13 protein-coding genes and 1 pseudogene are annotated in these 23061 nt (G+C 45.7%); 5 read left to right on the top strand and 9 right to left on the bottom strand.

The genetic code is table 11. The annotated features are described in order from the left end of the window. Window positions 1-81: 81 nt before the first annotated feature. The gene (locus B7360_RS00645) at window positions 82-528 is read right to left on the bottom strand and encodes a helix-turn-helix transcriptional regulator (RefSeq protein WP_031780583.1); all 447 of its coding nucleotides are present in this window, start codon (window positions 526-528) and stop codon (window positions 82-84) included. Window positions 529-1068: 540 nt separating this feature from the next. Then, window positions 1069-2265, bottom strand: a complete 1197-nt coding sequence (locus tag B7360_RS00640) for a tetratricopeptide repeat protein (protein WP_085342497.1) — start codon at window positions 2263-2265, stop codon at window positions 1069-1071. A 546-nt stretch (window positions 2266-2811) separates the two neighbouring features. Here B7360_RS00640 and pulA point away from each other — a divergent pair. Next, on the top strand, window positions 2812-6801 hold the full coding sequence (gene pulA / locus B7360_RS00635; RefSeq protein ID WP_085342496.1) for a pullulanase-type alpha-1,6-glucosidase: 3990 nt from the start codon (window positions 2812-2814) through the stop codon (window positions 6799-6801). A gap of 105 nt (window positions 6802-6906) precedes the next feature. Here the strand turns inward: pulA and B7360_RS00630 are convergent, their stop codons facing one another. From B7360_RS00630 to B7360_RS00610, 5 genes and pseudogenes are all read right to left on the bottom strand, one after another. Further along, complete coding sequence (locus B7360_RS00630; RefSeq protein WP_085342495.1) at window positions 6907-8520, bottom strand: endonuclease; 1614 nt, start codon at window positions 8518-8520, stop codon at window positions 6907-6909. Between the two features lie 331 nt (window positions 8521-8851). Further along, complete coding sequence (locus tag B7360_RS00625; protein WP_085342494.1) at window positions 8852-10465, bottom strand: alpha-amylase family glycosyl hydrolase; 1614 nt, start codon at window positions 10463-10465, stop codon at window positions 8852-8854. A 120-nt stretch (window positions 10466-10585) separates the two neighbouring features. Next, window positions 10586-11092, bottom strand: a complete 507-nt coding sequence (locus tag B7360_RS00620; protein ID WP_085342493.1) for a glycosidase — start codon at window positions 11090-11092, stop codon at window positions 10586-10588. Between the two features lie 317 nt (window positions 11093-11409). Then, window positions 11410-12219: a MalM family protein gene (locus tag B7360_RS00615; RefSeq protein WP_085342492.1), complete on the bottom strand. Its 810-nt coding sequence runs from the start codon at window positions 12217-12219 to the stop codon at window positions 11410-11412. A gap of 100 nt (window positions 12220-12319) precedes the next feature. After that, a pseudogene (locus B7360_RS00610) lies at window positions 12320-13591 on the bottom strand (maltoporin). 446 nt (window positions 13592-14037) lie between these two features. On the opposite strand from B7360_RS00610, the gene glgX reads away from it, so the two are divergent. Continuing rightward, window positions 14038-16029, top strand: coding sequence for a glycogen debranching protein GlgX (gene glgX, locus B7360_RS00605; protein WP_085342491.1), 1992 nt, complete (start codon window positions 14038-14040; stop codon window positions 16027-16029). A gap of 78 nt (window positions 16030-16107) precedes the next feature. On the opposite strand, the gene B7360_RS00600 is transcribed toward glgX, so the two are convergent. Then, window positions 16108-17478: an L-serine ammonia-lyase gene (locus B7360_RS00600; protein WP_085342490.1), complete on the bottom strand. Its 1371-nt coding sequence runs from the start codon at window positions 17476-17478 to the stop codon at window positions 16108-16110. Between the two features lie 11 nt (window positions 17479-17489). Beyond that, window positions 17490-19031 carry a sodium:solute symporter gene (locus tag B7360_RS00595; RefSeq protein ID WP_085342489.1) on the bottom strand — a complete coding sequence of 514 codons (1542 nt, stop codon included), beginning with the start codon at window positions 19029-19031 and terminating at the stop codon, window positions 17490-17492. 339 nt (window positions 19032-19370) lie between these two features. On the opposite strand from B7360_RS00595, the gene B7360_RS00590 reads away from it, so the two are divergent. The 3 genes from B7360_RS00590 (at window position 19371) to B7360_RS00580 (ending at window position 23047) form a co-directional block, all read left to right on the top strand. After that, window positions 19371-20666 (top strand): MFS transporter, encoded by a 1296-nt coding sequence (locus B7360_RS00590; RefSeq protein ID WP_085342488.1) that lies wholly within the window; start codon window positions 19371-19373, stop codon window positions 20664-20666. A gap of 101 nt (window positions 20667-20767) precedes the next feature. Then, window positions 20768-21784: a nuclear transport factor 2 family protein gene (locus B7360_RS00585; protein ID WP_085342487.1), complete on the top strand. Its 1017-nt coding sequence runs from the start codon at window positions 20768-20770 to the stop codon at window positions 21782-21784. A gap of 177 nt (window positions 21785-21961) precedes the next feature. Further along, window positions 21962-23047, top strand: a complete 1086-nt coding sequence (locus B7360_RS00580) for a porin (protein ID WP_085342486.1) — start codon at window positions 21962-21964, stop codon at window positions 23045-23047. The last annotated feature ends 14 nt before the right edge of the window (window positions 23048-23061 follow it).

Genomic DNA, 23061 nt, shown 5'->3' with positions numbered 1-23061 from the left:
AACCAAATTTAAACACATAATAAAAGAGCCATCAACACATGTATTGATGGCTCTTTACTTTGGATATAAAGAAAAAACAACTTAATTGAATAAATGACTATCTAGCTTGACTCCACCATTCGACCATTGCTGATAACGCTTTACAGACATGCCTGACGAGTACATGGTATGTTTACAATCCATACACTCAACAAAATACAACCCACTCATTCCTGCCATAACGTGCAGCCTTCGGCTATCGCAGCGCTTGCAGGACAGGCGCTTTACTTTGGTGTTGACGTCAATACGCCGAGCAAAGTTTAACGTTTCGTGAGAGCATAAAGCGTCAACAGCACTATCTTTAAAAGGATGCTCACTAAGTAAATAATTAATGGCGTAATCGTACACCGGGGGGATTGAAGATTTTCCACTTTCAATATTACTTATCTTAGCAACGGAAACGCCTAATAAAGAAGCGAACTCAGCCTTACTGTACTCTAAGATAAATCTTGAAGAGATGAATTTATCTGCACTAATGATTCTCAACATACACAAATCTCTAATAGAAATAAAAACAGAGCAAACTAATTCGCTCCATTTCTGCTGAAACATGTAATGAAAAAGTTACTTCCTAGTGTAATTCTGCATATTATCTATGCTATTTTATTTTGTACGTCATCTTGCGCCTAATTAATTATAAAATCAATAATCCATGCCTAAATATAAAAACACAATTTAAGATTTATAATACAATTTTTAATTTACATTATTAGATAAAGTAATGAATACTATTAACCTATTACTCTGGGCATCAAGTATTGCTCTTCAATCATTATTACTATCAATTGAAGAGACTTGATTTGAGCCCAACAGGAGAAGTAGATAAAGAGGGAAATCCCTCTATTTGAAGATAAACATATCCCGCCTTAGCGAAGTACTAAAAATGTGTTGAAAAATCGAATAAATAGTATGCAATCTAGTAAATAAATCGCTTAGATAAGTTTACAGTCTGTAATTGTGATCGACAGAGATACTGAGACAGAAAGGCAAAAGAAAAGCCTCAATTATGAGGCTTATGGATAAGATAAATTATGGTTGAAGGAAATTCTGCGTGAAATCGAGCGCCTCTTTAGAGAGCTTTTTTTCGGTGGACGATGTGGTTGTCTGTCCCTCCGTCGTTGCGGTCGTCATGTCAGGCTGGAAGTTCGGCGCCGATGCTTCATCCCATGCGTTAGCATCGTCTTTATTTTCGTCACTCAACACCGCGTTAAGCTCCTCCTCTGCAGGAAAATACGCTTCGCGTTTGTACACCTTGTTCAGCGCACGAATAATGGAATGCTTTCTCACCATCCCTGACGCAAGCTTTCTTTGCAACGGTTTCGCTATGGATTGCAATCCAACGACGACATCAACACCAATATTGGTTGCCACTTCGTCACGCAACGTACGCGCTGGCTGATACCCCATATTGGCAGCAAGAAACAACCAAACATAAGCAATCGCATTGCCTGTTTTACCTTTGTCCTTCCACGCTTCGCCAGCATGATACATCGCCTCGGCGCTACCACCTTCTGCGGCTCTTTCAAGCCAATAGCAGCCTTTGACCATGCTTTTTTCTGTACCAACACCATTTAGGTAACATAAGCCAACTTGGATCTTTCCGTCCGCACTGTCTTTTTCAGCCGCTTTCATAAACCAATAGAGTGCATCTGCACTGCGTCCTGCACTATTGTCTGATGAAAGTTGCCATTCACCCATGTAAAGCATGGCATCAATGCAGCCTTCTTCGGCTGCAGTTTCAATCAGTTGGTTACCTTTGGGAATATTTTTTTCCGTTCCGCGACCAAAAACCAACGCTTTGCCTGTCGCAAATTTCGCTTCGGTATCCCCTTCCATTCCGGCAATGGCGGTACGCCAAAAGTTTGCCTGCTCTTTTAAAATCACATCTTCACGCATGCGCTCACTCAAGCGAACAATACCGTACATTCCCGTCACGTTGTCCAACTTAGCGGCTTTATCATACCAATACAGCGCTTGACGAATGTTGTCCTTCTCGGCTTCTTTCGCTAGAAATAAAATGGTGGGGATATGCCCGGTTTCTGCTTTGAACTCACGCTCTTTACGCTCTTGCTCTCGCGCTTTTTGCATCGCCTTTCGATAAGCGGCTTCGCGAGCTTTCCTCTCTGCCTCGAGTCTCTGTTTCCGCATCGACAACGAGATCATCCACACAAATATCAGGACGAGTGAAAGGCCAGTTGCCGCAATGGCAATGCCCATACTACTCATAAATAGCCTCTTTTGGTTTCAGGGCCCAATTCATCTCCCTCTCAGGGAAATCTTAAGATTACGCGCCGACATAACGCCGACTACCTTCATTATATAACGACCACTTAGCGAAAATCTGAAGCTTGCCAAGACTTAATGGCGGTATTTTATTCAATATCACTGCAACTTATTTTTAATTAAAAAATATCACTGCGATTTTTATAGAACTTAATCACGGTTTTGGGGCTGAGATATTCTCCTCCCCTATCATCCCCCCTTGCTCCTCCTATAAAAATTTACATTTTAATGATGTGCAGAAGCTCTCACTATGCGTCTGTTTTATTATTTAATTTGTGAACAAAATCGACTGTGACAGAAAATTTTCACTTGTAAAAAACTTAACTGCCTGCTCTCACATTTTGCTGATGATTCAGTGTATTAGCATCTAGTTGAACATTTCCTTTTTCGGCATCTGCCTTTCTAGCGTGTGCGAAACCTTCTTGATGACTGAGTCAGCGAAGGCAGCGCGCAGCTCAATATCAATTCAATAACAATGGATTTGTAAACGTGGACAATAAGACATTTAAATTATCAACAATTGCCAAAACCGTACTGCCTTTGATTTCCGTCGCAGTCATCAGCGGTTGTGGTAGTGATAGCACGAACGAAGATACGACGAACCCAGGCTCAGGCTTGTACCCTGCGGGAGAGAACGAGGTCGTCATTTATTACAAACGCGACGTGGCGTCCGCTTCAACGGCCAGCGACTACGAAGGTTGGGGCTTGCACCTGTGGAACGGTGAAGGCTGTACCAGCACAGATTTAGACGCAATGGGCATTCCTGGCACAGGAACGGATTGGTCGGCACCGCATCCATTCGATGGCATCAACGACACCTACGGTGCTTATTACGTACTGAAAGTGAACCCAGATGCCTCTGACCCACACGAATGCATGAACTTCATTCTGCACAAAGGCGATGAGAAAGCATTCGGCAGTGCAAATTCAAAAGTAGAGCTGACGAAAATCGGCGAATCTAAAGGGTTGTTTGGCTTCCACGGTAGCAGTGAGCTTTACTACGAGCCAATCGAAGAACGTCCTGTTGATATTGATGGTCAAAAAGCGCATTGGCTAGATGCCAACACCATCGCGTGGGAAGCGGCGGCCAATGCGGATTCCATGAAGCTGTTCTACAGCCTCAGCAACGACATTAAAATGGATGAAGACAAGCAACTCTCCGGTGGCACGGCGGTTGAGTTGACGAAAGCAGGTGATTTATCTGATGGTCTGAAATCACGCTTCCGTCACCTTGCTAGCCTCCAAGCTGCAGGCATTGATGTCGATGACGCGACCCTACGCACGATCCTGAAGTCACAAATCGTTATGGTAGCTTACAACGCAAATGGTGACGTCATTTCTGCAACTGAAGTGCAAAAGCCGGGCGTTTTGGATGCGGTGTTTGCCGATTCCAAGGCAGGTAACGCGATTGGTCAAGAGCTCGGCGCGATTGTGGAAGGCGGAGCTGCAACCTTCAAGCTATGGGCGCCAACTGCTCAAGATGTTGATCTGATAATCTACGATGAAAACTTAGCGGAAGAAGCGACCGTTGCAATGACAGAAGATCCAGCAACAGGTATCTGGGCTTCTGAGGCACAAAGTAATGTTGTTAACAAATACTATCGCTACCAAGTTAAGGTGTACCACCCTACAACTGGGGTCGTTGAAACGCGTTTGGTAACAGACCCATATTCAATGAGCTTGTCTAAGAATTCACGATACTCGCAAGTGGTTGATTTAGATGATCCAAGCTTAATGCCTCAAGATTGGAATAACTACGCGCGCCCAACGCTTAAAAAAGACGAAGACCATATCCTTTACGAGTCACACATTCGTGATTTCAGTTTTAATGACAGCAAAGGCACGCCAAGTCTTGATGGCAAATATCTGGCGCTTACAGAAACTGAGCGTGAGTCTGTATCTCACTTACAAGCTTTAAAAGATGCTGGCCTAACAACGCTACATATCCTGCCAGCATTTGATATTGCAACCGTGGATGAAGACGCTGACCAGCGAGTCGATATCACCGACACCGTGGGTAAACTTTGTGGCATCAAGCCAGAAGCGTCCATCTGTGAGACCGAAGATGACGGCAAAGTGATTGAAGAGGTATTAAATAGCTACGACCCAACAACGGGCAAAGCACAAGCGTTGATGAACGATCTTCGCATGCTAGACAGCTTCAACTGGGGTTACGACCCATACCACTACACCGTGCCAGAAGGCAGTTATGCGACCGATCCTAACGGGTCTAAACGTATCCTTGAGTTCCGCGAAATGGTTCAAGCGACGCATAAAATGGATCTGAAACTGGTCATGGACGTGGTGTACAATCACACGAATGCATCCGGTGTGAACGAAAAATCAGTACTGGATAAAATTGTCCCTGGGTACTACCACCGCCTAAACGTCAACACTGGCGGCGTAGAAAACTCAACCTGCTGTGATAACACCGCCACCGAAAACCTAATGATGGGTAAACTGATGGTTGACTCATTGATGGTGTGGGCGGATGACTATAAAGTCGATGGTTTCCGTTTTGACCTTATGGGCCACCAGCCGAAAGATGTCATGGTTTACGCACTTGAAAAAGTCCGTGAAATTGATCCGAATACTTTATTCTACGGCGAAGGCTGGGACTTCGGTGAAGTCGCGCAAAACGCTCGCTTCGATCAAGCGACACAAGTCAACATGGCGGGGACAGAAATCGGTACTTTCTCTGATCGTCTGCGTGACGCAGTTCGTGGCGGAAGCCCGTTTGATGGCGGTGTAGATTCTGAAGGTAAGCACCCACTTCGCTTCAACCAAGGCTTTGGTAACGCTGCTTACCCGAACGAAGAAACCAAAACTGACGCAGAATCTGTGAATGGCCGTCTACACAACCAAGATCTGGTTCGTCTAGGTATGGCTGGTAATTTAGCTGACTACGTCCTTCTGGATTACAAAGGCGAAACCAAACTTGGTAAGAATGTTGATTACAATGGTGCTCCAGCAGGCTACACAAAAGTGCCATCAGAGAACATTTCCTACGTGTCTAAGCACGATAACCAAACGCTGTGGGACAACAACGCTTACAAGATTGCGACAGGTACTTCATCTGCTGAGCGCGCACGAATGCAGTCTGTGTCACTATCAACGGTGATGCTAGGTCAAGGTATTCCGTTCATTCACATGGGTTCTGAGCTATTGCGCTCTAAGTCAATGCAGCGTGACTCGTACGATTCTGGTGACTGGTTCAACCGTGTATTCTTCGATGGAAGCGACAATAACTGGAACGTTGGTCTACCACGTGAAGACAAAGACGGTGCAAACTGGGAGTTGATCAAAACCATCGTCGGTGACAGCACGGCGAAACCAGACTCAACGGACATCGAGCTGACGAAGCAACAATTCCTAGAGCTACTAAAAATCCGCAGTACAAGCGAACTGTTCCGCTTAGACACCGCGCAAGAAGTGATGAATCGTGTTGATTTCCGCAACGTGGGCCAAGACCAAGTAGAAGGCTTGATTGTGATGTCTATCGACGATGGCACATCAGCAGGTGCCGATTTGGATTCGAACTACGATGCTGTCGTGGCCGTTGTTAACTCAACATCAACTGAGAAATCTTTCAAAGTTGCTGGCGCAACTGGTTTCGAGCTACATGAAGTTCAACAAAACTCTGCGGATGACATCGTGAAAGGTGCAAGCTTCGCCAATGAAACATTCACAGTACCAGCACTGACAACAGCGGTATTCGTACAGCCACAAGACGGCGCGCAAGGTGCTGGCCTACCAGTAAACACGGATAACAAAGACGTATCGAGCATTCCTCCTTACGGCGAAACCGTGGTTTACGTCAAAGGCACCATGAACGAGTGGTCAGATAGCAGTGACTGGGCGATGACCTTTATTGGCAACGGCATGTACTCTGTAACTGGCGTTCTTGAAGCAGGTGAACACGAGTTCAAATTTGCGGATTCAGGATGGGCAAATCCAAACATCGGTTGTGATGCTGCGGATTTGGCTTCTGGCTCACTAGACTTAGGCTCTGCAGGGAACTGTACGTTGTCTGTCGCTGAAACTGGTAAGTACAACTTCACTCTGAACGCGTTACATGTTCAAGATGAAAGCGTAGAAAAACCTGTCGTTTCAGTGACGAAGTCAGCAGATGCACCAACGTTCGGTGAAACAGCACTTTACCTACGTGGCACTATCACCACATGGGATACTCCAGCGCAAGACTCAACTGCGAAGTTCAGCTATGTAGCAAATGACGTTTACTCGCTAGACATTGACCTAGCGGCGGGCAACTACGAGATGAAAGTTGCGAGCGCAGACTGGGCAGCAGACACCAACTTCGGTGGCGAAGGCAGTGTTGAGCTTGGTAAAGCGCTAACGATGGAAGTCGGTGGCGGTAGTGCAAACCTCAAAATTGCGATTGCAGAAGCGGGAAATTACAACTTCCACTTCAACGCGGCTGACAAGTCGGCGCCAATCGTGACGGTAACGAAAAACTAGTTTCATTTAAAAACATCCGTAATGAAAAAGGGGAAGCATCGCGCTTCCCCTTTGTTTTGTTGGTGTCACTATCACTAAATGGTGGATACCAAAATCAAGAAGGTGTTAGTTTCCCCAAATCTGTTCAACAAACTCTGGGTGATCAACGAATGGATTGCGATTGCCCTGAAACTCAAACACTTGTTGATTGCGGTTTTGTTCTTTTTCACTAACGGGATCATTTTTGTGCCAACGCTTCAGCATGTTTAACATCCAAGGTTCAAAAACTGTTGAACTTGAACCATCAAGGACAGCATCCGCATTGCTTGAATTGCCTTCCCAGTTACCTACAACATTTTCATAGCGGGTTGCTATGTAGAAATAGGCACGAGCAAAGTCGCCTTTGAACTCATCGATCGGCTCAAACACCGTACCGGAATAACCTAGGCTAGTACTTGCTTGACCAAGTTTAGAACCATTACTAGACACGTACGTCGCGGTGGCAACTTCACCAAATGGCCAGTTACTGCGCTTCGCATTCACATAGCCATCGGTCGCAAACAAATGGTGACCATCTGAGTTCATCGGTTCAACTTTACCGCCAAACCAGCTTTTCGGGAACGAGTGTTCACGGTTGTAGCAATCCCCTTCTTGGCTATATTGACCACATTGGTCTGTCACTTTCGTGAAGCTGATAGCATCACTGCCCGCAGGTTTCTCTGAATACATATCGAGAATAGAGCCATCATTTTCGTAATAGCGATCAATATCAGCATCTTTTACCAAGGTCCACACCGCAGAATAACCTCGGCTAGTGTGGTTGTTGATGATGTTAAACAGCGCCGTTTTTAGAGCGTAGCCCGTCTTGCCAGACGCCGCTTGGTAGTAACCATCAACTACTGGTGGGGTCGTGGTTGAGTCACCTAACGTAAAGTCAGTGGTTTCGCTTTTCGCAAATTCAGCGCCAGAGGCAAGTGTATTATCCCCCACCTTCAACGCGTAAGACCCCGAACCATTGCCACAGCAAATGCCGTCGCCATAGCTGTCTTGAATCGTAAATTGGTAGTTACCATCGGCTAAACACATGGTCTTTTCAATAGTGCTTTTCTCATACCCCTGACCAGAGAAAAGCACTTGCGCTTGGCTATTTTTCAACTCCCAGCTAGTTTCTGAGCCATAGTTGTCCGTCGTGAGTGTAAGAACCACTTCATGATCGCTACAATTTTCTACAGGAGGTTGTGTACTTGTCTCGGTCGGTTGAAAATTATCGACGTAGACAACTTCTGAGCCATCAAACCCGGCCTCATCATAAAAACGCAACCCGACATTGATGGTCTTGTTCGAACTCGCAGTATAGTTATGCGCCAGCTCTTGCCACTGGTTTACCTGCTGCGGATCTGAGTAATTGTGATAACCATCAACCACCAGACGTGCTTTTACATTTCCTTCGGTGTGATAAACCGAGACAGAAAACGGATAGGTTTTCCCTTGCTCCACATTAATGGTTTGCAAAAGGTCAGTGTTGCTTTGGGTACCTGTATTCACGACGACTTGAGCAGCCAGGCCGCCCGATTTGATTTGTTCGCTGCTTGGCGACACCGCGATGCCAGCGTCAATCACTGACCACTGCGTAGGCGCACTGCCATTCCACTGTTCAAAGTCACCATTGAGAATTTGGCTATATGCAAGCGGAGAGCTAATAACAGCAAGAAGACAGAGGGGTTTCGTTATGGATTTCATTATACTTTTCCATTAGTTATGTAAATCCCAAACACGATAAACATATTAGTAAGGCATAAGTAATCCTTCGGTCACACTTTTACGTTGCACAAGTGTTAATTTACTTTTTAATGTGCAGCTTATCTCACAAATATCTACCTGCCGAAAACAAACGCCAATGCAAAAAGCGAAGCAACCTGTTGGCTACATCGTTGGAAAACCATTAAGGGAAAAGTAAAACGGACGGAAAAAAGCCAAGTGTGCGCCTATGGGGGTCAGCAACAACACTTGGCTTGTGTATGAGAAAATCTTCTGGTCAGCTCAACTGATGAGCGGTGATTCTGGATACTTCCTAGGGTGTAACCGCAAAGAATCGACCTTGTAATGGCGACATCGGAATTTGATATTGACCATTGCTTGGCGTAATTTTTTCATTCGTGAGCAGATCCACCAACTCACCAGTACTAACACTTTCCTGATTAAGAATAATTGTTCTCGCGCTTTTCGAAGTGTTTAGCGCAAACAGTACTTTGTCTGTACCAGATTGTTTCAAGTCCACATAACTGCCGTTACTCGCAACTAAATTCGTGCGTGACCCCTGATACAATGCTGGGTGCGCACTGCGCATCGTCATCAGCGATTTCACGTAAGCTTTGAGATCGGCTTGGTTTGCGTCAAGTGTCGCCGTCACACCTTCAATTTTTGCACTGCTGCGCGCAACGTGATCATCGCACAAACCTTGAATGGCGCAGGTGTTGTTGTCTTCTTTTGCGGCAAAACCATCCACTTGATCCCCGATTTCATCGCCGTAGTACAGCGTGATTGGCCCAGTGTAGGCAGCTTGGAAGGCAAACGCAGCTTTATGGCGTAACCAATATTCTGCATCATTCACATCCGCCAAGTTTCCGCGTTGCAACAAGTCACCAAAGCGCACTAAATCATGGTTGCCGATCATCAAATTCGGTTGCGCATGCGTTGGATATTGGTTGTGTGTGCTGTAGCCGTTGTCTAGCCAATCCACACCGCGACCACCCACGCCGCTCTCATTCACGGCCAAAGTTTCTACGATGCGATAGCGCATCGGGAAGTCAAATGCAGAGCACAATGCTGGATCGCTGTTCGATCCATACGCCTCATTCGCGATCTCAGACTCCCCTTTCCAAATCTCTGCCACCATGTAACCCAACGGATTCACTTGTTCGCCTTTGCTATTGGTGTACGTGACACCTTGCGAGGCTTCATCGACAGCTTTACGAAGTTGTGTCCAAGCGTCTGTCGGAACTTGATAGGCTTGATCTAAACGCCAACCGTCAATTTTGAGTTCTTTGATCCAATACGTTGCTACCTCTTTGTAGAAGTCGAGACTGGCCGGGTAATCAACGGGGTTACTCGATCCCGTTGGCAACAAGCCGGAGGGAGATGGTTTGATCAAACCATCTTTGTGATGACCAAATACGCCATCAAAAAACACGTATAAACCGCGCTTGTGTGCTTCTTCGACTAGAGTTTTCGCGGTCGCTAAATCACCAAATTTTGGGTCGATCTTAAAGTAATCTGTCGCAAAATAGCCCGTGGCGTCCAAACGATCGGCCCAGTGATCTTGTCCTGCTATCGCTTCAGACTCAAAAATCGGCGTCAACCAAATCGCGTTCATCCCTAAATCTTGGATGTAATCAAGTGAATCAATCACCCCTTGCAAATCGCCATTATGGTGACTGGTGCCATAGCCCGTACCGTGACCAATGCTTGCATCACCATCCACAAAACTCTCGACCATGATTTGATAAGTACGAAGTTGGTTACTTTGCGCCATGACATTGGCTTGGCAAGCATAACTGGTATCCGGTAGCGGAGTGCTGCTATTAGTATCGCCACCACCAGAAGAATTACACGCAGATAAAGCACCAATCACACTTAACGCAAGCAGCGATCGATACAGGCGATGGTTACGTCGGACGTTACGCATTTTACTCTCCCTAACTTACTCAAATTAAGTAAAAACATTTGAGTAATAAAATTAACCCCAACATGCTTCCCATGTAGGGGTTAATAAATAAAAAAAGATTTTAAATAACTGAATGGAATATTATTGACACTTATTTACCATAACATGAAGCGGTTTGCCTTTTCCTTCAAACTGAAGGCTCCAGACATATTTCCCGTCTTCTTTAATATCAACTGAAGTATCTGTACCGTAACCACCAAATGTTAATGGTGTTAATTCACCAACGTTCATTCGATTCCCTTTAGCGGTAAATTGTGGGAACCACAACTCGGTCGCATACTGCATTTTGTAGGAGCCTGCTTTTTCTTGCGTCACAACTTGGTAGAAGTTATTGCCTTTGTAGGTGTATTGACGTTGAGGCACGTGTTTCCAGTCGGAATCCGCAAACGTACCCACCACAAACAGTGGTTTAGAAATTGGTCCTTTCGCCGTGCTATCTGGGTTGTCACACGCTTTCATGAAAGCAACCACTTCGTCTTGAGACATATTAACAACAGGCTCTGCGACCGCTTCTGGTTCTGCAGTCGATTGACAACCCACTAAGGCAACAAGTAGGGCGGCAGCAAGAGAGGTCTTCATCATGTTCATTTCACGTAATTCCTTTTTAGTATATCCAAAGCAAAATAAACTCAACGTTTAAAAGAAATATTAATCGTTATTAAAATGGAAATATCAAACGATAAATAAATATCGTCGGCTTGAGAATTTAAATTACTTCGAGAAGTTTATTTATTTCCTAAGTACAAAAAATAAGTTAGGAACTGTCAATAATTATTGCTCTAACCAATATAAAAAACAAAACAATAAAAATAATTATGTGAATAAGATAACTCTATGTAGGGGTATTTTTATTGGTTTATTTTCTATGAAAAAAGGCCAGCATTTTGCTGGCCTTTTATATTCGATTATTTTTTATTTACGGCTTTCACAAACACTTGTTGCGCACCTTCGATACCCAGCTCTTTTGCTTCATCGAGCAAAGTGAGTGCTTTCGGAATATCGTTCGCTGCGACTGCCGCTTCAATTGAGCTGTGGTAGTAGCTAGTGAGATCCGTACCTTGAGGAATGTTATCGTTTTTCGCAACAATCTTGTTATTCACGATATCATTTGCGGATACCGACAAACGGAACTGACCCAGTGGGCTGTGTTTCGCTAAAGGGTCTGCAATATCTGGCGGCTGAGTGTGGCGCGCCATGGCGAAGGCTTTTGCAGGATGCAGAACTTGCGTACTGCCTTTTAGATCAGCGGAAGTCGTGTACACCAATACATGCAGATCGTTACCTGTCATGTCTGGAATCACATTGAGATCAAGTACGAATTTATCATTGTCCAACAGTTTTGCTGGTTCGTACTTAAACTTTGAGAAATCTGCTTGGTAAATGGTTTCTCCTGCCGAGTTCATCACTGCGACATTAGGAGCATAAAATTGAAGTTCTTTACTTACGAATGTCTCTAATTTGATATCGAGACTGCCACGGTTGCCCGGAAGAGCAAACGCTGCAATAGCGCCAGCACTGTTACCATCCAACAGCATTTGGCTTTTATCAGTCAAAGCGAATTCAGTAACCACAGGTACATCAACCGTTACCCATTGAATATCACCCGATTGAGTGATCACTTGTTGCTGACCTTTTGGACTCATCTCTACTTGTTCTACAGACGCACAACCAGTAGCCAACATGCCCAGCAGTACGGGAGCAAGCCATTTTTTCATTACTGTCTACCTCGACTCTTTATTGTTTTTTAAATAAATACAGCCAGATAAGTTCTGGCTGTATCATTCTAGGACAATTTAGGACTTAGTGGTTAGATGATTACCACCAAGCTTCAGCTTGTACACCGAATTGGAACGTATCGTCTGAACGACCGTTGTCAAATGTGTTTGAGTTGTCTTCTTTGTCAGCCGTTAGGTAAGAAGCGTAAACACGGATTTCAGGACGAGCCCAGAAGCTAGAACCAGCAGACCATGCTTGAGCAACAGTTAGCTTACCGTATTTGTTTTCGTCGCCGTCGTTATCGTCGATAGCGTAACCAGCTTCGAAGATAGTTTTGTGGTTGTCATCCCATTTGTACATTGGACGAACTACAACAGACATTGTTTCCCACTTGTCTTGGCCAGCCCACATGTCTTCACCAACACCGTAAACTAACTGGTGACCCATTTCCCAGCTGTCACCCATGCCGATTACACCCCAGTTGATTAGGCGGTAACCAGATGCACCGTTATCAGCTTCTGCACCGTACCAGCTACCGTCGCCGTAGAATGCCATTGTTTTTGAGTAGCCTTCAGTACCGTACTGAAGCACTGTTTTGTTGAAACCAGCGTCTAGACCTTGAGTCAATTCTGCTGTGAACATTACGCCGTTTTTCGCATCTTTAGTGCCGTTTGGCGCAGCGTCAGTTTCGTTAAGGATTGCGTAGTTCAAGCCCATTTCTAGAGAACCGTTGTCCCATAGAGGAAGACCTGCATAACGTACGTCTAGAGTGTTAACGTTTGTATCGCCGCCATCGTTACCTGGATCTGCGATATCGCCACGGTCATTACGAACCCAAGCGAAAGAAACTTTACCTGGACCAGCTTCGATACCTTCAACACCAGCGCCCGCGCCAGAGATGTTCCAGTAGTAGAAGTCAGAGATATGAATGTCGTGACGTTGGTAGTAGCGCTTACCAGCCCAAAGTGTTGCTTCTGGAGCAAAGTTTAGTAGGCCTTTAGCTTGAACGTTGAATTGACGTAGTGCGAATTGTGCATCGTCAACACATTTCACTTAGCCGTTATCCAAACCACAGTTAGCAGAAGTGCTTTCCCAGTCGTTTGAACCATTAGAAGTCATTGCAACCATAGAGTCTACGTAGAACGTTTTGCCGTTGTTGTTGTAAACTTCTTTACCTAGTTGAATCTCGCCGTAGATATCGCTTTCATTACCTAGACGACCGATCTTGTTCTTTTCGAATGTTAATTGTTGACCACCGTCAGCGTTCACGCCAACGCCAGCACGCATGTAACCGTGGAAATCCACTGCGAACGCAGAACCAGCAGCTAAAGTTGCAGCCACAGCAGCGGCAATTGCACTTACTTTTTTCATTCTTAACTCCATTAAGGGTATTTATAATTCTGTCTTCCCTGCTCACTCTTTTAGGTGAATATAGGCAGTAAAAACACACCTAAAGAAAGAGAGGTAAGATGGGAACGAATCCCCGTTTGTTTCAACAGTTATGAGATTACCCGAGGCGTACAAGGATGACTTCCTCCGCCCCAAACTAATTTAAGGGGGATGAGAAGGGAGTAGAAAATTTACCGAATGGTGTTTTTTCGAGTCAGATCACCAATCTAGGGAGGAATTAGTAAGTTTATTCGGTTTTGAGCCGCTACAAAGTGATAGCCATTTCATATTTTTGACTCTAAGCCGTCACATAAAGTAATTAAATTACATGAATATTTTTATATTTAGGGTGGTTGACCTTAGTAAGACAAAGTTTTTAACTTATAGTTTCCTAAAGGTAGCAATAAATATTAAATAAAGTATCTCCGATGACACGACTTCTCTCTCGCCCTTACCCCTTGGGTGCAACTGTAAATAAAGAAGGTTGTAACTTCTCTATTCACGCTCCGGGGAATAAAGACATAAAACTCGCCCTGTTTGCAGACGATGGCAGTTACGCGCTTCATGAGTTACCGAATGAATACGCTGGCATACGTCATACTTTTATTCCGGATATTAAGCCGGGGCAAAAATACGGTTACCTTGTCTCCCACAAGGAAGAGCCACTATTAATTTCTGACCCTTACGCAAAGTCAATTGATAAAGCCCTCCACTACCACCCTCCCTACTCTCCAGCCAAAAGTTTCGATATGCCGAAGTGCATCGTTATCGAAGATAATTTTGACTGGCAAGATACGGATCATCCGCGTATACCCAGAGAAGAGATGGTGTTGTTTGAGACACACGTCAAAGGGCTTACCCAACTTCACCCAGAAGTTGAGGACAAGCTGAAGGGGCGCTATTTAGGTCTTGCATCACCTAAAATGCTGGCCTTTTATGAACAGCAAAACATCAACACGCTGCAATTGCTACCTGTCGCAGCGTGTATGCATGAGCCTCACCTACTAGAGATGGAAAAGGTCAATTATTGGGGATACAACCCTTATCTCTTTATGGTACCCGATCCGCGCTACGCAGAAAAAGACGCCGTCACAGAGCTCAAAACAACGATTCGAGAACTGCACAAAAACGGTATCGAAGTGATTCTCGACGTAGTTTACAACCACACCGCAGAGGGTGGTGAAGGGCCTACAATTTTCAACCTGAAAGCGCTCGATTCCCGTTTTTACATCAAACATGGCAACCACTTCGCAAATTACACTGGTTGTGGCAACACGGTCGATCTCACCTATCAACCCGCTTTAAACCTTGTAATGGATACATTGCGTTACTGGGTTAGCGAATTTAAAGTCGATGGTTTTCGTTTCGACTTAGCCGCAACGTTAGGGCGTCAAGGCGATGATTACAACCCAGAAGCAGCTTTCTTTAAAGCCGTTGCGCAAGACCCTATTTTGCGTGAAACCAAATTGATTGCCGAACCTTGGGATATTGGTCCAAATGGCTACCAAGTGGGTAACTTTCCATTTGGTTGGAACGAATGTAATGACAAACTGCGTGATATTTCCCGCAGTTTTTGGCGCGGTGATCAAGGCTATTTAAAAGAGTTTGCCACTCGATTAATGGGCTCTCGTGACATTTATAGTGCAGCGAACTGGCCATACAAACTCACGGTGAATTACATCACGTATCACGATGGCTTCACACTGCAAGATTTAGTGTCTTACAAGCACAAACACAATGAAGCTAATGGCGAAGAAAATCGCGACGGCCACGGTGACAATCGCTCAGAAAACTACGGTGTCGAAGGCGAGACAGAAAATCTGATGATCATCGCCACGCGTGAGAAGCAAAAACGCAACCTTATTGCCAGCTTGCTGTTTGCTTTTGGAATCCCACACATCCTCACTGCTGACGTGCTGTCTCACACCCAAGGCGGTAACAATAATGCCTATTGCCAAGATAACGAAACCAGTTGGCTTAACTGGGGAGAAACGGAGCGTAAGCAACATTTCAAAACGTGGATGTCACAAATGGTCGCCAACCGAAATCAATACATGGTGCCATTTATCCGAGCTTTCAGTGGCGAAAACCGCAATAACAACCGTATTTTCTGGCGCCGTACAGACGGTCGCTTAATGGAACACGATGATTGGAACCGTTTAAGCTCTGTCGCACTTCACCTTGGTATCGGTAAAGAAGGACAAGAGCTGGTCTACCTCATCAACCAAACTAACGCCACAGCGCGCTTTAAGCTCCCTAATGAGCGAAAGCAAGAATGGGTAACGATCTGCGACACAAACGTACGTAACCTCAACCCAGGGCATGCTGAAGGCGAAGTCTTACTGTCACCCACCTCGATGGTGATTTTGCACTATCAACCAAACCAAAGCACACCAAAAGGTGAGCAAACGCATAGCTAAGTTATAAACGCTCCAAAAAAGCAAAGCCGATGCATCTCTGTGCTTCGGCTTTTTTATTGGTTAGATTTACTTCACTCATTATTCGCAAGGTGGCGCTAGGTGAACCAGAGCCAATCCACCCAGTGACGTCTCGCGGTATTTCTTGTTCATGTCTTTGCCCGTTTGGTACATGGTTTCAATCACCTTATCCAACGAGATCAAACATTTACTATTACGCTTTAATGCCATGCGAGAAGCATTGATCGCTTTCATTGCACCCATCGCATTACGCTCAATACACGGCACTTGCACTAAGCCACCAATTGGGTCACAAGTCATGCCTAGTGAGTGCTCCATGGCGATCTCGGCCGCAATACAAATTTGTTCATTGCTACCACCACGCAGCGCCGTCAAGCCAGCTGCCGCCATGGAAGAAGACACGCCAACTTCGCCCTGACAACCCACTTCGGCACCCGAGATAGACGCATTAGTTTTGTATAAGATGCCAATCGCACCGGATACAGCAAGGAAGTCTTTAAGCTGTTTAGTATCGAGCTCTTTGATGAAGCGATGGTAGTACATTAATACCGCAGGAATCACACCCGCCGCACCATTGGTTGGCGACGTCACCACTTGTCCACCAGCAGCGTTTTCTTCACTTACAGCAAAAGCAAATAGGTTAATCCAATCCATGATTTCCATTGGATCGTTTTCGATTGCTGCATTTGCTTCAAGCTTCTTCAACAAGTTTGGCGCACGGCGGGTCACGTTCAAGCCACCATCCAAGATACCTTCTGTCTCAAAACCGCGCTCCATGCAACGCGTCATCACACGCCAGATCTGTTCTGCGCGTTGATTGATAGCTTCCATATCCTGAAACGCTTGTTCGTTTTTCAGAATCATACCGCCGAGGCTCATGCCATTCTTCTCTGCCTGTGCCAACATTTCGTCTGCACTGGAGAATGGAAACTCAACTTCTACGGGTGCAGTCGCACTGCCATTTTGCAGTTCATCCGCCGTTGCGATGAAACCACCACCGATAGAATAGTAAGTTTCAAAACCAACCTGATTGCCGTGCGCATCTAACGCAGTAATCGTCATGCCATTCTCATGCAGAGGAAGATTCTCTTCATGGAACAACATATCCGTTTTGTAGTTGAATTCGATTTCATGACGGCCATCGACAGACATCATGCCCTCTTCAATCGCCTTGCGCATCGCTTTGTTCGCAGAAGCGATTTTGATGGTATCTGGTTTGTTACCCAACAGACCCAAAATCGTTGCACGGTCAGTATGGTGACCAATCCCCGTTAACGAGAGTGAACCGTATAAATCGACTTGAATACGAACCACTTTTGCCAGGTTCGATTCAATCAAACGAGTGAAGTGGTAACCCGCGATCATTGGACCATTGGTGTGAGAGCTAGAAGGGCCCACACCAATCTTGTAAATATCAAAGATGGACAGCATAAACTTACCTATTACGACAATGCAGCATAAAGCCAATCAGGGAGAACCATACAAGCAGCGATGGTCGCCACAGCGAACACCAACAGCCCGTAGTGGCTTGCGGTTGGCTTTGCAAAAAGATGTTTTTGATTATTGATAAAGATTTGTTGTTCGGCAGTCACAGCGCCCCAACGACGACTCACTAACACACCAAACAAAAGGAAGACGAACGTACCAATTGGCGCGAACCACGGCCAAGCCACGTCGAGATACATCGCAGTAAACACCGCAATCACACTCATGATACTGCCAACGATCACGCCTTTTTCGTTGGCTTTCGCCCAGAATAAGCCAAGCACGAATGAACCCAAACGGATACCAACAAAGATAGAAGTCAGACTAGCGATGGTTTTGAGTACCGATTCATTCGATACCGCCAGAAGAGCTGGCACTACCACCATGGCCGCCGCAAGCAAACTCATCTTTCTTGCGACTTTTTCGTAGTGCTCATCATCGGCACTTTTGCGAACGAAACGCTTGTAGATATCGAACGTTGCGACGGTCGCCATTGAGTTGTAGGTCGAATCCAAGGTCGACATTGCGGCCGCCGCCAACGCGGAAATGATCAAACCAACGACGATTGGGTTAGTGTGGTTGAAGACGAAATCCAAAATCACTTCATTGCTGTTTTCAAACGATTGATCTTGATAGAAAACACTCAAAAGAACACCGAGTACCGCGAAGAACAAGTACACGAAAAACGCACCGTAACCACACAACAGCATCGACTTCTGCGCCGTCTTTTCACATCTCGTCGCTAACGTGCGTTGGATGATCAATTGGTTGGTGCCGTACACACTCAAATGCAAAAAGCTCACGGCAACCACGCCAGCCCAGAGTGTGGTATCCACGCCCAAATCAAAGTCTAAGTTGATGATATTCAGGTGATCACGAGAAAGGTAATCTGCCGCATTAATCTCTGTCATTAGAAGGGCAAAGATAGCGATGCTGCCCGCAACCAATACTGCAGATTGCAACATATCGGTCCAGATAACCGTGGAAATCCCGCCCGCATAGGTATAGCAAGCGGTGAAAATACTAATGTAGATAATGGCTTCAGAAATACTGATAGGCAGAACTTGCACTAAGATCAGCGCCACGGCATACAAAATCACACCCGCAGAGATACATTGAACCACAATAAACACAATCGAGTTGATGGTTCTTGCATACACCCCAAAGCGGTGCTCAAGGTATTCATAAATCGAAGTCAGACCCAGCTTATAAAAGACAGGCACAAAGAAAATGACAGTGAAAAAGATAACGATGGGATAGTTAAGGTGAATACTCATCGCTTCCATGCCAGAGCTATAAACCCAACCAGGCATCCCTACAAACGTCATCGCACTAATGTAAGTCGCAAGTATCGAAACACCTGCCGTAAACCAGCCAAATTGCTTTCCACCCGTGGAAAAGTCGCCACCATTGCTGTAGCGCTTATTCACTAAATAGCTGATTAGTATGGTGATTAACACGTATAACGCAATCACCACAAAACTTGAGTACGTAACCATTTCAGGGTTTCCATAATTCTGGGTGCTAATTATTTGTGCTTGGATATTACTTTAAAAAAGCATATCTAAACGATAATCCCGCCATAACTGTGACTATAATCACCAATATAGACGGTTATATATTCAAAAATGCCAAAAAGACCGATTTAATGAGACTCCCATCACTAAAAACCACCAATTGGGTACGCATTCATTTTAAAATTGATATTGATCACGGATCTAATGACCTTAAAAAAACTATGATTCACCACGACACGAAATCGAAGACGATCCCAATAAGATCGTGTTCTTTAAGTTTGAATAGCAACAAATCCTAAGTGAAATAGAGGTTTATCGGTCATGAATGCCAAAAGACACATGAGCGAAGTTCCTATGATTCAAAGGGTAGCTGCCTATCTAGCGATACTGGTTGGTTACTTTTTTTATTGTTATAACTTTGTAATTATTGACTACGTACGCCCATACATCGTTGAAGCGTATGATGGTATTAGCCTGTCAGACACTGCCCAGTTCTATACATGGCAGTCGGTTGGTGCACTTATCGGTGCATTGAGCTGTGCTTGGTTCGCAACAAAATTTGGTAAGAAATCCACTCTTATTACCATCACAGCCCTAAACGGTGGCGCAACGATCATCAATATGATGTTCACCGACTACACAACATGGGCAGCAATGCGTTTCATCATTGGTTTGTCATTGGGTGGTTACTTCACCGTGGCAGTGAGCCTGATGATCGGCCTATTTACGCCAACGGTACGTGGTAAGTTGACGGCATTCGCGTCTTCTATGTTCTCTGTAGCACTAATGGTAATGGGTGCGTATGCAGCATTTATTGCAAGCATAGATGCACCATGGGAAAGCCTAATGCTTGTAGGTGGTATCCCACCATTGGCAGCAGCTGTTGTCATGATCTTTGTACTACCTAGCGACAGCAAAGTGATCGCTTACGGTGAAGAAGAGCAAGCAAAAGCAGAAGAATCAAATACACCAGCGAAAAAAGGCTCTTGGGGCGAAATGCTAAGCAAGCCTTACCGTAAGATCACACTAACGTGCCTATTACTGGCTGGCCTTAACTTCTATGGTTTCCAATTCTTTGGTGGCTTCGTAACCACTTACCTACGTGATGTACGTATGTTCGACGGTGCAACCATCGGTCTCATCTTCTCTATCTCAGCATTTGGTTCACTGTTTGGTGCGTGGTTCTGGGGTTGGGTAGCTGACAAATTCGGTCGTAAGGTGAACGCATTTGGCTTCATCCTAGCGGGCATCATGGTTTCAATCTTCTTTGTTGCACCTGGCGACATGGTGATTGGCGGCCTAAACATGCTGGCTCTACTTGGTCTGATTTACAACTTCGGTCTGTCTTCTTCAGCGGTATGGGGTGGTTACTTCTCAGAACTGTTCCCAGCACACCTACGTAGCTACGGCGCGGCGCTATTCCACGGCGGTCGTATCCTCGGTATGTGGGCACCAATGGTACTTATCTTCATCCAAGAACGTACCGACCTACAAACCGCAATGTGGGGTTCACCAATCGTATGGATCCTTGCTGGTCTTCTATGGCTATCACTGCCAGAGACACTAAAAGGCGGCGTGCTCGATAAGAGCAAAAAAGCCGAAGCAGCAAAAGCGTAACTGAATTTCAAAAACTCCGGCTGGCTCCCCGGCCGGATGAAAAAACTTAATTTCGAGTCCTGTTCCCAAAGCCGATTCGACAGCAAATAAGAGAGTTTATTATGTCTAAATATCAAGAAGCGAAACGCGTCGTACGTGAATACTTCAGCGCAATGGAAAACGCAACTCACGAGAACGTAGCAGAAGTACTAAAAGCACACACTTCAGAAGATTACTTATGGCGTGGTGTTTACCCATTCCGTGAGCAACAAGGCGCTCAAGCAGCAGCTGACGTTTTCTGGGCTCCTTTGATGAAATCAATGACTCGCATGCAGCGTCGTCAAGACATCTTCATCGGTGGTGAGAACGAAGTAACATCAGGTGAAATCTGGGTAATGAGCATGGGTCACTTCATGGGTCTATTCGACGCTGAATACCTAGGCATGCGCCCAACTGGCAAAATCATGAACATCCGTTACGCAGAATTTAACTGTGTTGAAAACGGCAAGATCACTAATACTGGCCTATTCCTAGACCTTCTAGGCGCGATGGACCAAGCGGGTTGTTACCCACTACCACCATCAACAGGTAAGCACTTCGTATACCCTGGTCCTCGTAACCACGACGGTCTACTGTTCGAAGACGCGGCACCAGAAGAAGGCGTAGCAACACTAGCACTAGTGAACAAGATGGTTGATGACCTATCTGCACTAAACGACAGCGGCGCTATGGGTTGCCCACCAGAAGTTCTTGAGAAGAGCTGGTCTAAAGACATGATCTGGTACGGTCCATGTGGTATCGGTGCGTCTTACACAATCCCTCGTTACCAACAGCAGCACCAATTGCCGTTCCGTAACAACCTGAAAGACAAGAAGTTTAACGGCCACGTATGTCGTTTCGCAGAAGGTAACTTCTCTTGTTTCTTCGGCTGGCCAAACCTATCTAACACGCCAATCGGTGGTTTCCTAGGTATGACAGGTGGTGAAGTACGCGCAGACATGCAAGTGGTTGACGTTTACTACCGTGACGGCGACAAGCTATCTGAGAACTGGGTACTGATCGACCTTCCTTACTGGCTAAAACAGCAAGGTCTAGACGTGTTCGAGCGTACTCAACAGATCCTAAACCCTTCTCTATAAGAAGTCCTAGGGGCGGATTGTCAACCCGCCTTTATGTTGCCTGAATCCCCTCTCGGTTCAGGCGACATGCTCCCAACTCGTGCCTCAAGGATGGGGCACAACCTCAAGATAGAACCCTTATTCACAACGGGCATGAACGCACGGTGGCTTTCTGCGCCCTGAATAACGAGATTGATGATGAAAAAATCGACCCTTTCAGCAGTGATTTTAGCAGCGCTTACTTCTAGCTCAGCCTTTGCTGCACACACTTTTGTTAATGACGCTGGCGACAGCCTAACCATCGATGGCCGTTTCGATCTTCGCTACCAAGACCGTGGCGGTGATGATAACGGAGAATGGAACAGCGGCAGCTCACGTTTCGGTTTGAAAGGCCAAATGGGTCTTGATAACGGCTGGACTGGTTTCGGTCACGCGGAATGGGGCTACAACTCTGGCGCGAACGGCGACAACATTTACGACCGCTTACTATACGCAGGTGTCGATCACGAAAAATACGGCAAGATTGCTGCAGGTACTAAGCAGTGGTCTACCTTCTACGACGTAGCATGGTACACCGATTTAGGTCGTGTATTCGGTACTCGTGGCTCCGGTGTTTACAACCTAGCTGACTGGGGTATCGCATCCGGTGCAGGTCGTGCAGAAAACTCAGTTACGTACCGTAATTCAATTAATGAAAAAGTGAGCTACGGCTTTACTTACCAAACCACGCGTGAAGATGTTGCTCTAGCAAGCAATGCGACAGCCTCATTGAAAAACGGCATGGGTGCGTCTATCACTTACAAACCCGTTGATGGCGTAACACTTGGTGCGGCTTACCATCAAAATGAAGTTACGGATCTGGATGCAAGCGTGGTTGGCGTAGAAAACGGCGACAACATGCGCATCATGCTATTGGGCGCGAACTACAGCAACGGTGGCTTCTACGCGGGTGCGACTTTCCACGTTGGCGAAAACTGGGAAGCAGCGAGCCAAGGTGGTACGGACGTAATGTTCGATACCCTAGGTGGCGAAATCTACACTTACTACCACTTCGACAACGGCCTACGCCCAACGTTGAACTACAACTACATGGAAGATCGCGGTGACGAGACACAAGGTTACGAGCGTAACTTGCTGATTCCTGGTCTTGAATACCACTTCCAGAAGAACAAATTCCTAGTTTGGACTGAATACCAGTTCGACCTAGGTAAAGGTCAGTACGATGGCAGCAAATTCGAAAACCGTGATGATCAATTCGCGGCAGGTATTCGCTACTACTTCTGATAACCACGAGATAA

This window comes from Vibrio sp. ArtGut-C1, assembly GCF_002105475.1.
Lineage (GTDB): Bacteria > Pseudomonadota > Gammaproteobacteria > Enterobacterales > Vibrionaceae > Vibrio > Vibrio diabolicus.
The sequence above is the reverse complement of the archived record's forward strand: the minus strand, read 5'-3'. Positions and strand labels throughout refer to the sequence as shown.

Bases quoted from the DNA above. Each gene is read 5' to 3' on its own strand.
- glgX (WP_085342491.1), top strand. From the start codon at position 14,038: ATGACACGACTTCTCTCTCGCCCTTACCCCTTGGGTGCAACTGTAAAT.
- B7360_RS00620 (WP_085342493.1), bottom strand. From the start codon at position 11,092: ATGAACATGATGAAGACCTCTCTTGCTGCCGCCCTACTTGTTGCCTTA.
- B7360_RS00645 (WP_031780583.1), bottom strand. From the start codon at position 528: ATGTTGAGAATCATTAGTGCAGATAAATTCATCTCTTCAAGATTTATC.
- B7360_RS00625 (WP_085342494.1), bottom strand. From the start codon at position 10,465: ATGCGTAACGTCCGACGTAACCATCGCCTGTATCGATCGCTGCTTGCG.
- B7360_RS00585 (WP_085342487.1), top strand. From the start codon at position 20,768: ATGTCTAAATATCAAGAAGCGAAACGCGTCGTACGTGAATACTTCAGC.
- B7360_RS00580 (WP_085342486.1), top strand. From the start codon at position 21,962: ATGAAAAAATCGACCCTTTCAGCAGTGATTTTAGCAGCGCTTACTTCT.
- B7360_RS00600 (WP_085342490.1), bottom strand. From the start codon at position 17,478: ATGCTGTCCATCTTTGATATTTACAAGATTGGTGTGGGCCCTTCTAGC.
- B7360_RS00630 (WP_085342495.1), bottom strand. From the start codon at position 8,520: ATGAAATCCATAACGAAACCCCTCTGTCTTCTTGCTGTTATTAGCTCT.
- B7360_RS00590 (WP_085342488.1), top strand. From the start codon at position 19,371: ATGAATGCCAAAAGACACATGAGCGAAGTTCCTATGATTCAAAGGGTA.
- B7360_RS00640 (WP_085342497.1), bottom strand. From the start codon at position 2,265: ATGAGTAGTATGGGCATTGCCATTGCGGCAACTGGCCTTTCACTCGTC.
- B7360_RS00615 (WP_085342492.1), bottom strand. From the start codon at position 12,219: ATGAAAAAATGGCTTGCTCCCGTACTGCTGGGCATGTTGGCTACTGGT.
- B7360_RS00595 (WP_085342489.1), bottom strand. From the start codon at position 19,031: ATGGTTACGTACTCAAGTTTTGTGGTGATTGCGTTATACGTGTTAATC.